Genomic DNA, 13,403 nt, shown 5'->3' with positions numbered 1-13,403 from the left:
GGTTTTATCTCAAGCAAGGTCAGTGTTATATGCTAAATATTATTCAATCAAACCGTATGGAAGCCCTGCAAGCGCAGTTCCACCAGCTGTTAAAAGTAAACCCATTGCAAAGCCCGTTCGACAAAGAAGTAGTGCTAGTGCAATCGCCGGGTATGTCGCAGTGGTTAAAAATAGGTTTGAGCGAAAACTTAGGGGTTGCAGCGCAGGTAGATTTTCCGCTGCCATCGAGCTTTATTTGGCAGTTGTATCAGCAATTACTGCCAAATGTCCCTAAAGAGTCGGCATTTAACAAGCCCAACCTTGCTTGGAAACTATTTGCAATTTTACCAAACTGTATTGATGAGCCATTATATTTGCCGCTAAAAACCTATTTAGAGGGCGATATTGACGGGCAAAAAACTTTTGCGCTGTGCGAAAAAATAGCCGACGTGTACGACCAATATTTAATGTACCGACCGCACTGGATAGCCACATGGGATAGCGGCAAAGATGAGCTTGATGATGTAGATGTAGCCATTGCACCATGGCAACCTGACTTATGGCGACGCATTGTAAAATTAAGCCAAGACCTTGGGCAAAGTCAATTTCATCGCGCTAATATGCAAGGGCAGTTACTTGCAGCGCTTGAGACTATGGATAATAGCTTACTGCCACAACGCATTAGCTTATTTGGTATATCTGCGATTGCCAGCTCCCAGCTAGACGTATTTGAAGCGCTGAGTAAAAAAACAGAGGTTATATTATTCTTTTTTAACCCAAGTGAGCATTATTGGGGCGATATTATAGATGAAAAAACAGCGGCTAAAATAAGCGCTAAATACGCTAAAATGCCGCTGGTGGAAGCACAACAAAAAAAACAAACCAATCCAGATGAAGAATACTACTTTATTGGTAATCCGTTGTTATCGTCGTGGGGGAAATTAGGTCGCGACTATTTTGAGCAACTCGTACAGTTAGATGCCCGTTGGATTGACGGTTTTATTGATGTGTTTGACGACACCTTACTAGGGCAAGTACAAAGCGAGATTTATCAGCTTGCGTTTAAAGGTGAATCGCTGACCGATAACAAAGAGTGGTTTATAAACGACGAAGGTAAATTACCAATCAGCGCAACCGACACCAGTATTACGCTAAGCGATTGCCATACACCGCTAAGGGAAGTTGAGCGCTTGCACGACTACTTACTTAACTTATTTAATCAAAACCCAACGCTTACTCCCAAAGACATAATCGTCATGATGCCCGATGTAGGTACTTACAGCCCCTACATTGAAGCCGTATTTGGCGGAGCACAAGGCAGCCGTTTTATTCCATACGCATTGGCCGATCTAGCCATAGAGCAAGAAAAGCCTGTCCTTAGCTCATTTGCGAGTTTAGCTAACTTGCCGTTTTCGCGCTTTGGTGTGTCGGATATTCTTGATTTACTGCAAGTAACGCAAATTGCCGAAAAATTTGGCCTTGAAGCGCACGAGTACGAGCAAATTCAATACTGGCTTGAGCGGGTGGGCGTAAAATGGGGTATAAATGCTGAGCATAAAAGCAGCTTTGATTTACCCGCTATTGATTTAAATACATGGCAACACGGGCTTAACCGCTTATTGCTTGGCATAGCGCAGCGCGACGAGCAATGCCCGTTTAATGGTATTTACAGCGCCGATGAAGTAGAAGGCATGGCGCTTGATACACTCAACAAGCTCGTGCACTTTATTGATGTACTGCAAAGCTTTAAAGAGCAGCTAACGCCCGACGATACGCTCACTAATAAAGCGCATATTTTAAGTGAGCTATTAAACGCTATATACGAAAGTGAAAGCGACGACAGCTGGGATTTATTAGTGCTGCAAAATGTGCTCGAAGAGTTACAAAAGCACCACGACAACGGCGATTACAGTAAAGCGGTTTCGCAGCGTATTGTTAGTTACTTAATTAAACAAGGCATTCAAGAAAAAGGCGTGGGGCAGCGGTTTTTAGTAGGCCAAGTAAACTTTTGTACGCTTATGCCCATGCGCGCCGTGCCATTTAAAGTGGTGTGTATGCTGGGCTTAAATGATGCCGACTACCCGCGTAACGTACAGCCTATTGGTTTTGACTTAGTGCCTTATTCTAAAAAGCAAAAAGGTGACCGATCACGTAAATTAGATGACCGCTACTTATTTTTAGAAGCACTACTGAGTGCCCGCGACAACTTATACATGAGTTACATTGGTCGTTCGTGTTTTGATAACCAACCGCGTATGCCATCAACCCTTGTAAGCGAGCTGTTAGAATATATTGGGCGTAGCTTTGTATTAAGCGATAAAAGTGAAAAAGCACTGCCAGAATGTCTAATTAATCAGCAGCATTTACAGCCCTTTAATAGCCATTATTATTTAGCCGATGAGCAAGCCAATACTGTGCTGAGTAACCACAGTTACAATCCAATTTGGCTGCCAAGTGAGTCAATTAAACCACAGCCAGTTACCGCGCTTGATGTTGTTGTGCCAGAACAGTTAGATCTCGATGTGTTTATTAAAAGTGTGTGCAGCGCACAAGAGAGCTTTTATCAACAAACATTAGGTTTACGCCTGCCACAATTTAACGAAGTAGCAAAAGACGAAGAACCATTTAGCCTAGATGCACTGCGCCGTTATTTTTATCTTGATGAAATACTTAAAGCCAATATAAACGAGCAACCGCTGAGTACAGAGCAAATACTGCAGCGAGGTGAGTTACCTCAAGCCAATGTAGGCAGCCTCATATTTGAGAGTATGGAGCACCGAGTTGATGCGCTTGCAGGGCAAGTTAAAGAGCACATTAAAGGCGGGAAAAGTGAGCCGATAGAAGTTTTGCTTACCATTGAAGGCACCAAAATAGAAGGCTGGCTCAATCATGTTTATTTGCAAAAACAAGTGTTTTACCGCAGTGCGAGTATTAAAGCGAAAGATTTAATTAAAGGCTTTATTTATCACCTTGCAGCGCAAAGTATGGATCATCACGTAGAAACATTGTTACTTGGGCTCGATAAGCAAATTACCTTTGCGCCCATAAACAAAGCCGATGCGGATGCACTATTGGCCGATTGGTTTGAGTTATACAAAGCACTCCGCGCAGAGCCTGTGCCATTTTTTCCGGTAAGTGGTTATGAGTACGTTAAAAGTGGCGGCGATATAACAAAAGCGATGAGCAAATTTAGCCCGCAATACATAGGGCGAGGAGAGGGCGAAAACCCGTATATCCGCTTAACGGTGCAATCGCTAAACGACTGCCAAGACGAATTTATAAAATGGAGTGATAAATTGCTCACGCCTTTATTTGAACACGCAAAGGAGAGTGACCATGCAAGCGCTTAATCCTCTTACTATGCCGCTCATTGGTCAAAGTTTAATAGAAGCCAGTGCGGGTACCGGCAAAACTTATACAATTACGGGGCTGTATTTACGCTACTTGTTAGGTATGCAAATAGAAGGTGAGTTAAATACGCCGCTCAGTGTTGAGCAAATTTTGGTTGTAACCTTTACCGATGCCGCCACCCAAGAAATTAAAGACCGCGTACGCAGCCGAATTATTGCTGCGCGCGATGCACTACTTGGGCAAGACCCAAACGACGAACTCATTGAAGGCGTAATTGCCAAAATTGATGATAAACACCGCGCCTTTGATTTACTCGATGCAGCTGCTAAATCAATGGACGAAGCCGCTATTTTTACTATTCATGGCTTTTGTCAGCGGATGCTAAAACAACATGCGTTTGAGTCGGGCGTGGCGTTTAACCTCGAATTTATTTTAGATGAGCGCGACATACTGCTCGAAACTATTAAAGATTTTTGGCGTGCGTTTGTATACCCACTTAACAAAGAGCGCACCGATGCTATTTTAGATGTGTTTGCCGCACCAGAGTCTCTATTCGCTAAAGTGGCGAGTATTTTAAATAAAGCTAATGCGCACATTACGCCACAAATAAATTTAGGTGATGTATGGAAGGCGCGTGACGAGTACATAACCCGTGTACCCGCATTTAAAAAAGCAGTATTAGAGCAAGAGTTTATAGGTGCCATTAAAGGCTCGGGTTTAAGCGGGTCTAAAACGCCAGCACGAAAAGGCAGCCTTGCAGCGCTTGAAGCATATTGCTTAGGCGGCGATTTGTTTTTTGAATTTGGCACTAACAAGTATTCGTTTGAAGTGTGGAGTACAGAAAACTTAAGTGATGTGAGCAATTATAAAAAAAATCAGCCATTATTTGTGCATCCATTACTGAGTCAGTTTGACGAGCTTGCCGCACTTAATAACACCATAAACCAAGGGCTCATAATAGCAGTTATACAACATGCAGCACGCTGGGTAAAAGCCGCAATAGTTAAGCGCAAGCAAGAGCAAAGCGTTATCACCCCAGATGACTTATTGACCAATTTACACAGTGCGCTTAATAACGAGCAAGGCGACGTACTAGCGCAAAAAATTGCGCAATTGTTTCCGGTTGCCATGATTGATGAATTCCAAGATACCGATCCGATTCAGTACGGTATTTTTAGTAAAATTTATGGGCAACAAAATACCACGCTTGCCATGATAGGCGACCCAAAACAGGCTATTTATGGCTTTAGGGGCGCAGATATTTTTACGTACATTGGCGCAAAAGAAGCTGTACAGACTGATCAGCAATTTACACTAGGCACTAACTTTCGCTCAAGCACCGATATAGTAAATAGCGTTAATAGCTTATTTGGCAAACACGCTAACAGCTTTATTTATAACGACGCCATACCGTTTAACGCAGTAGCTGCTAAAGGTAAAAAAGCGGAAGACTCTTTTTTAATTGATGGCAAACCCGCGACCGCATTCGAATTTAACGTATTTGTAGATGAAGCCGCAGACGAAAAAAACAAACCAACCAACAAAGGTGTAGGGCAAGCACATTTAGCCACTCATTTTGCTAATAAAATAGTGACCCTGCTTGAAAAAGCAAAACAAGGTAATGCCTGTATTGGCAGTACTCCTGTAAGCGCTGCCGATATTTGTATATTAGTGCGCGACCGTGTTGAAGCACAAATAATGAAAAAAGCGCTTAGCGAAGCCAAAATAGCCAGCGTGTATTTATCGCGCGAAAGTGTTTTTAGCCAAGAGCTTAGCCATCACCTACTTAACTTTTTAACGGCGCTGCATGGGCAATATGACGAGTCACTGCTGCGCGGTGTATTAGCTGGCCCGTTATTTTGTTTAAGCTATAACGAAATACACGCACTCGCCGATGATGAAAATAAATGGCAAGACTACTTAAACTTTTTTGCACAACTTAGTCATATTTGGAACAAGCAAGGCGCCATGGCCATGCTTGAGCGCTTAATGAGCCATAACCAGCTTAGCGCTAAATGGCAAGGGTTGGGATATAACGTTGAGCGTTGGCTGACGGACTTTAGGCACTTGGGCGAAATACTTCAGCAAAAACAAATAGAGCTTGAAGGCACGCTGCGTTTGCTGCGATGGTTTGCACAAAAGGTAAGCCAACAAGATGGCGAAACAGTACAAGTGCGCCTAGAAAGTGACGCCAACTTAGTTAAAATTGTTACTATGCATGCCTCAAAGGGGCTTGAATACCCACTGGTATTTATGCCGTTTGCTAGTGGCTATCGCGAAACAAAAGAAGCGCTTTATCATAATAACGGCAAACTAATTTACGATTTAAGTAAAGACGAAGATGCCCTGCAAAAAGCAGAGCAAGAGCGCCTAGCTGAAGATTTACGCCTGCTTTATGTAGCACTTACTCGCGCCGTACATTTTTGTGCGCTGGGTGTTTATAACATTGGGCAAGGGCAAAGTAGCCGCTTAGCTATGCAAAGTAGTGCACTAGGACACGTGTTATTTGCAGGGCTTGAACTTGCCAGTAGCCAAACATGGCGTACGCATTTAAGTGAGTTTTGCGACGCTAATAGCGCGATGAGCTATCAGCAATTTACCTCACAAACGTTATTAGAGCAGGGAACACTTGGTTTTAATAATAGTAAAATTGCGCAGCAAACATTAAGTGTTAATAAAGTAACGGCAAGTATAGAGCGTAACTGGCGAGCAACCAGCTTTAGCGCGTTGAGTTTTAAAAAGCACAGCGACCAATTAGCCCCAGGGCGAAGCGATGAAGATCACGAAAAAGACGAGTTTGCAGTGCAAGAGGACGAACTGCCATCACCTTATAGTTTTCCTAAAGGGCCAAAGCCGGGTAGTTGTTTGCACGAAATATTTGAACAAATAGATTTTACTAGCCCAATAGTCCACCCAACTAATACCGAGCAAAACTTATCGGAAGTTGTTAAGCGCAGCCTTGAAAAATACCACATAGGTGAGCAATGGCGAGAAGTGGCTGAAAAATGGGTGCTCGATGTTCTTGCGTGCCCCCTAGATAACAGATCTCTAGATAAGAGCCTTCTTTCATTGGGTGTACTTACACCAAGCGACTGCCTAGTCGAAATGGAGTTTAATTTACCACTTGAGAGCTTAAGTGCACCTAAGCTAAACGAAATGTTGGTTAAACATTTTGGTTTTACGCAAAGTAAGCTTGAATTTTCGCAGGTGAAAGGCTTGTTAAAAGGCTTTGTCGATTTAATATTTTGCTACCAAGGCAAGTATTATATTTTAGATTATAAGTCTAATTATTTAGGCAGTACGACAGCTGATTACGAAGGCGATATGCTTGAGCAAGCGATGAGCAGTCATCAATATCATTTACAGTATTTAATCTACACGGTAGCGCTGCATCGTTTATTAAAACAACGTATAGCTAATTACTCAATAGAGACCCATTTAGGCGGCGTGTATTACACTTTTTTACGTGGAATGCCTGCAGGGCAGGGCGTGTACTTTAAAAAGCTAACTGTAGAACAAGTGATTATTTTAGATAGCTTATTTAGCCAAGGAGCCATGCTATGAGTGATTTAAATGAACAACCTGGCTTGTTTGACGATATTGATCAAGCGCCTAGCGATGAGCCTCTAAATATTCTTAAATCACAAAATGAGGTGGCTGTAAAAAATTCAATTACTGAAGTCCCGTTACTTGAGTATTTATTAGTTGAAAAACGATTACGTGTAGTTGATGTTAAGCTCGCTGAATTACTGAGTACTAATGGCATAGAGCAAACACATAATGAACTATTTTATATTGTTTTATTACTGTGTTTATCGCAGCAAAGCCAGCATAGCTGCCTAACCTTAAATGAGGTTGATTGGAGCAATCCTTTTAACTTGCGCAAAGGTGACTTTAATAAACTCGATGGCAATGTACCCAGTACGCTAAGCCCGTTTAGTGATGACTTTAATGTACACACAGCGGTTAGTTATTTACAAAACCATGAAAGCGTTGGCGAGAGTAAGCCATTGCAATTATTTAACGAGCGACTTTATTTTGCGCGCCTTGCCGGTTATGAGCAAACACTCGCGGATAGACTATTAAGCATGAGCGAGCGAAAGCTCAATATTAATAATGAAGTATTGGCTGAACTTTTAAATACCTATTTTCCTACTGATTCAACAATTGAAACTGATTGGCAAAAAGTGGCGTGTGCGATTGCCGCAACCAAAGGCTTTAGCGTGATCACGGGCGGACCAGGTACAGGTAAAACCACGACAGTGACTAAGTTACTGGCTATTTTGCAGTCGCTTTATAAAACCGCGCCGCTTAGCATTAAGCTGGTGGCACCCACAGGTAAAGCAGCTGCACGTTTAAGTGAGTCTATTTTGGGCGCTAAAAATAAGCTCACAACGATTCCTGATGATATAAAAACACTGATACCGCAAAGCGCTCAAACGATTCATCGCTTGTTAGGTGTAAAACCGTTTACTAATAAATTTAGGCATAACAAAAGCAATCCGCTGCATTTAGATGTACTAATTATTGATGAAGCCAGTATGGTCGATTTATCGCTGATGGCTAAATTAATAGAAGCACTGCCCGCGCACGCGCGGTTAATACTCTTAGGTGATAAAGATCAACTTGCCTCAGTAGATACCGGCAGCGTAATGAGCGATTTATGCCAAGGTTTAACACTTGGACAAACGCCACGCTATTCGCAAGCACGTTGTGATGAGTTAAATAATTTATGCTTTAATAACGAGGCTAAACTTGCAGCGCAAAGTGCGAGTGAATTTAAACTCGCAGATTGCATTGCCTTTTTACAACACAGTTATCGATTTGACGCACAAAGCGGTATTGGTCAACTTGCACTTGCGGTAAACACCAATAACACCGGTATTTTAAATTACGTAGAACAAGAAAGTACTGAAGGGCGCTTTAACGATGTAATTTTAGATTACGACTTTGTAGCAAAACCGATTGAAAAACTCGTTAAAAGTGCAGCAAGTCATTATGCAAAATACCTTAACTTAATTGCCCAAGGTGCAGGTGTTGCACAAGTGCATGCTGCTTTTGCTAGTTATCAGCTTTTAGCTGCGGTACGAGAGGGCGATTACGGAGTGCATAGCTTAAATCAACGAATAGAGCGCGTGTTGCAACAGCAAGGTTTAATTACCGTTAGTCCTAATACTCACCACTATACGGGTATGCCTATTATGGTGAGCCAAAACGATTATCAACTTAAGTTATTTAACGGTGATATTGGTATTTTAATGCCAGATGAAAGTAATCAACTCAAAGCCATATTTATTGATGAGCAAGGTAACCAACGAGCATTTTCGCCTGCACGACTCCCCGCACACGATAAAGTATACGTAATGACCATTCATAAATCACAAGGCTCAGAGTTTAACTACACCGCTATGGTATTGCCACCGCTAAAACAAGCGCGCATGGGTATAAACAGGCAATTAGTTTATACGGGTATAACCCGCGCTAAAAATACCTTTGAGCTGGTGGCTGATAAAAAAGTACTGCAATTAGCAATGAATAAAAGTGTATCAAGGGCATCTGGTTTATATGAAAGGCTAACTTTTTAAGCTGTTAGTAATAGCATAGCACCGAGACGGTTAGATAAATACATTCTCATTCATGTAGAAATTAATACGCGAAAGTGGTTAAAGTTCTTATTATTTATCGCGTTATGATAAATGTCTTCTATACTAAAATTAATTTTATATTGAATGTATTCGGGCGTGTTGATCTTTGGTGGGTGAATTTGCAGCTGTGCGTTTGGTTTTTAGACAAGGCAGAGCCTATGTAGTGTGGTTATCCCCCATAAATAGGCGATAACGCAGCATAAATACCAAACATACGCTGCCCTTTGGGTTCTTTCTAGGGGCGATTAATTCTTTGTTGCTCGGTTTTTACTTATTCTTACATGGATGTAAGCCATTAGAATAACGCAGGAGCAGTTATCGAGCCCACTAGGTTATAAACCTCGTGCCGTGATTTAATCGCCCCTAGATTGAACAAATTTCAATCCACAAAGATCAACACGCCCTAGTAAGGATATTAATGTTTTTTTCTAAAAATAAACAAACTGAAATAGCCTCTTTAAAAGCAGAGCTCTATCCATTACAACAAGTGTGGGAAGGGCTTTACCGAGAGATGTTAGTACTGAACATTCTTTATGATGGCAGGATTTCGCACGCCAACGATAAATTTTTAGAAAACCTAGGCTATAGCGAAGATGAGCTAACTAATAACTCTTTTGATAATTTTATTACAGATTCGTCTCGACAATCTGTCGAATTTAAAAGCTTGCAACAAGCTATTAAAAAAGAAGGGCATTGGGGCGGTGCATTACAAGTTATGCGCAGCGATGGCAAAGCTGAATGGTTACGTTTAATAGTACATCCTGTAAAAGGGGAACAAGATCAGTTGCTCTATTTTTCTATATTCGGGAGTGTACTTACAAAAACAATTACAGCTTCTCGCGAGCAAAGCGATACTATTAAAGCTATATACCGCTCTATGGCGGTAATTGAATTTGATTTAGAGGGCCATGTTTTAAAAGCAAATGAACAGTTTTTAGCTGCAATGGGTTATCAAGAAAGTGAATTAATAGGAAAACACCATCGCACATTTTGTGAGGCTTCAGAGTACAACTCCCAAGAATATCTGCAATTTTGGGATAAATTAAGAGATGGTCAATTTATTGCTGAGCGCTTTAAACGCGTAGATAAACACGGCAATATTGTTTGGCTAGAAGCGTCATATAACCCAATCTCAAATGACGCAAATGAGCTTTATAAAGTGATGAAGTTTGCCACAGTTATTACTGAACAAGTAAATCAAGAAATTGCAATCTCACAAGCGGCCGAGATTGCTTATAGCACCTCAACCCAAACGGATAAAAAAGCAGAACAGGGCGCGAGCGTTATACAAGACACTGTTGCAGTAATGACTGAGCTGGCTATTAACATGGAGCAAGCTGCGAATGAGATTTCAGCGCTTGATCAGCAGTCGCAGCAAATATCAAGTATTGTACAAAGCATTAGTAGCATTGCTGAACAAACAAATTTATTAGCATTAAATGCCGCAATTGAAGCGGCTAGAGCTGGCGAGCAAGGTCGAGGCTTTGCCGTTGTTGCAGATGAAGTTAGGCTGCTTGCATCGCGTACATCAAAAGCAACAGAAGAAATTGTAGAAGTGGTACAGCGCAATCAATCACAAACACAAAATACGGTTGCTGTAATAGAAAAAGGTAAAGAAAAAGCAGAGCAAGGCTTGGCGTTATCTAAAGAATCTGGTGACGTGATGCAGGAAATTCAACAGGGTGCACAAGAAGTTGTAAATGCGATTGGGCAATTTACCAGTGAGCTTAAAGCTAACGGTTAGATTAGCTTTGTCCTTATTCTATAGCGGGCACTTTTAATGGTGCTCGTTTTAATCTTATACCTCAATATCCCCCTGAAACTCATTTAATAATTTCATATTTAACAACTATACCTTTGTTAACTCATTAATCAGTATGAAATAAATTCCCACCCCTTCTAAATGATAATAAGTTGTTGCATTTTTGTTCGTTGTTCCTAATACTAGTGAGCGCTTAGGCTGACAAGCTTACGCAGACCAACATGAATACCTTAAATGATAATAAAATATTAAGTACACAACATTGAGGAATTGTATGAACAACAAATACACACACAAATTAATTAAGCCAAGCCACCTAATCGGTGCGGGACTTGCTATGTTAATGAGCTTTTCTGCAGCGAGTAAAGACTACAAAATTATATTAATTCATGGCTTACAAACCTCGCAAATAACCAATAAATCGGGAAGTGATGTAATTAATGATGGTGAAACATATTGGCAATCGTACTGGAATAATCGTGCGGATGAGCGAATTGACTGGCCTGCTTATGAACGCGTTGAAGGTAAGATTGCTACCGACTGGGTATGGCCTAAATTAAAGCAAATTTCACGCTCTAATTTATGCAGTGATGGCTGTGTATTTGTAACACATTCAACAGGTGACTTAGTTGCACGCCATATTATTGATAATCAAGAAAACTGGTTAGAAAACGAAGGATTACAGCCGCTTAATATCGTGGCTACGTTTGATTTAGCAGGCGCGGGCGGTGGAAGTGAGCTTGCTGACGTCGCTGTTAGTGCTTTAACTGGCGCATCATGGAACTTTGCGGTCGATGCTGCACTCAAATGGTGGCTAGGAAGTGATGTAACCGAGGCCGTTGGCGTATTACACGATTTAAAAGTGAATAACGCCCGTAAAATATCACCATTTCCTGATGCACGTACACCTCGTTTACGCTTTGTGGCAGATGGTAATGCATACTTAGGATTAACAGGTGGATTTTTAAAAGGCAATGATGACTCTGTGGTTGCATCGCATTCTTCATGTGGTGCAAGTTCAGCTCGTTCATTTGGAAGTTGTAGTCAAAGTATTGATACTGATGGCCGCTTAAAATCGCAAGGTGATGCGGTAAATAGCTTTATGCCAAACCATTATCCAATGATGATGAGTGACAGTTATAGCCATAACGAAATACATAATGCCCAGCGCAAAGGTAATGTAACAATTGCCATGAATAACGTAAATGTGGAAGGTGACACGGTAGGGTTTAATACGTTTGATAAAACTACAGGTAGTTGGTTTTGGAAAAAACAATATCGTTATATTAAGGATTCAAATAATTTAAGCGCATCAGCACTTATTTATAATGTGATTCCATAACATAGAAGGCGTGTAGTTATACCAATCTGCATAAATCTTTGATCAATTTAACGAATTAAATTCCACTATAACGTCGTTAAAAATTTTTTATTTAGAACAACTAGATACAAAAATTTTTGCCTAGTTCTAGCGTAATTTTCTTAACGTTAAATTGACCCCATATATAAGCAGATTGGTATTAAAAACTATACCCCTTATAAAAGATTGAAATATAAAAATGAAAAAATTTTATGTCGTTGCTTTAATTATTAGCACTATTTTATTCTCGCTATGGTTTACAGGTAAAAATGATGCTCATAAAGCTGCTGAGCCAATAAAACCACAGGTTAAACACAGCGCGAACGCAGCTGACTTATCGCCTGTAAAAGTGATCCCTATAGATGTGCCTAAAGCTAAAAAACCACAATCAAAGAAGCAAATTGCGTTTAATGAAGACCTAACAAAAGCAGCGCAGCAAGTGGTGATGCAATACGAAAGTGCACTTAAGTTTCCTCCTTATTCCCAACCTTTAAGTCCTTTAGATGAAGATCGATTAAAGCCAAATCAATTTTATCCTGTGTCGAGCCCCATAGGTGAAAGCGGCGATGCTTTAACGGTAAGTCTCAAACAATATCGTTTTGTATATCCAGAAGAAATAACAATAAAGGTAAGCGCTCAAGGGCTTGGTAAAGTGGTCGTTGAACTTGCAAATACTGATACAAAGGAAGTATTAAATACCCATACGGGCAATGCGCGTGAAGGTGAGGCAATTATTACATTTAAAGAAGATGAAGATTACCCTCGTAGTTTGCAGGTGTATGTGCAGGGCGATGTTGACGGTAAAAAAGTACCTGTAGTTGCGCAAATTCAATATATGCCGCCAAGTGCTACTTTAACAGGTTTTGAAACTGCATATGCACAAGATGAAAACATTGTCGTGCCAGCTAATTTAACAGTGATAAAAAGCGGTTTGTATCGTGTTAGGGCTAACTTATACAGTGGCGATACACCACTTGCTCATTTAGTATCTAAAGAGCGGTTAGCACAAGGAAGCCAAACACTTAATTTGAAAGCTCACTGGTCGGTATTACCACAAGGTATTACAGATATGCGTTTAAGTGATTTTGTAATTGAGAAAATGTCCCCAAGCCCCGGTGAGCGTAACAGCTTTGGGAATAGTGAAATAAGTCACTTTGATATTAACGATTTTTCGTACGATAGCTTGCAACAGTTGCCATACCAGGCCAATGCACAAGAAAAGTTAAGTTTAGAGTTTTTACAAGGTTTAGCTGAGAGTTAAAGTAAAGCTTAAGATTAAATTGGTAAATTAAAGGGTTTGTATATA

General features: G+C 40.8%; 6 protein-coding genes. All 6 read left to right on the top strand.

Annotation, left to right across the window (positions count from 1 at the left end; genetic code table 11):
* The first annotated feature begins 29 nt into the window (after positions 1 to 29).
* The 6 genes from recC (at position 30) to L656_RS0110315 (ending at position 13,358) form a co-directional block, all read left to right on the top strand.
* Positions 30 to 3,329: an exodeoxyribonuclease V subunit gamma gene (gene recC / locus L656_RS0110340; protein WP_024599153.1), complete on the top strand. Its 3,300-nt coding sequence runs from the start codon at positions 30 to 32 to the stop codon at positions 3,327 to 3,329.
* Positions 3,316 to 6,894, top strand: a complete 3,579-nt coding sequence (gene recB, locus L656_RS0110335; protein WP_024599152.1) for an exodeoxyribonuclease V subunit beta — start codon at positions 3,316 to 3,318, stop codon at positions 6,892 to 6,894. The genes recC and recB overlap by 14 nt, the downstream gene beginning before the upstream one ends.
* A complete protein-coding gene (gene recD, locus L656_RS0110330) occupies positions 6,891 to 8,915 on the top strand; it encodes an exodeoxyribonuclease V subunit alpha (RefSeq protein WP_024599151.1) in 2,025 nt (674 codons plus the stop codon). The genes recB and recD overlap by 4 nt, the downstream gene beginning before the upstream one ends.
* 478 nt (positions 8,916 to 9,393) lie before the next feature.
* The gene (locus tag L656_RS0110325) at positions 9,394 to 10,719 is read left to right on the top strand and encodes a methyl-accepting chemotaxis protein (protein WP_024599150.1); all 1,326 of its coding nucleotides are present in this window, start codon (positions 9,394 to 9,396) and stop codon (positions 10,717 to 10,719) included.
* 292 nt (positions 10,720 to 11,011) lie between these two features.
* Positions 11,012 to 12,079, top strand: coding sequence for a hypothetical protein (locus L656_RS0110320; protein ID WP_024599149.1), 1,068 nt, complete (start codon positions 11,012 to 11,014; stop codon positions 12,077 to 12,079).
* Positions 12,080 to 12,296: 217 nt separating this feature from the next.
* A complete protein-coding gene (locus L656_RS0110315) occupies positions 12,297 to 13,358 on the top strand; it encodes a hypothetical protein (protein ID WP_024599148.1) in 1,062 nt (353 codons plus the stop codon).
* Positions 13,359 to 13,403: the final 45 nt, after the last annotated feature.

The organism is Pseudoalteromonas sp. TAE56 (assembly GCF_000497955.1).
GTDB lineage: Bacteria > Pseudomonadota > Gammaproteobacteria > Enterobacterales > Alteromonadaceae > Pseudoalteromonas.
Note: the sequence above shows the minus strand (reverse complement) of the source record. Positions and strands in the feature narration are given on the sequence as shown.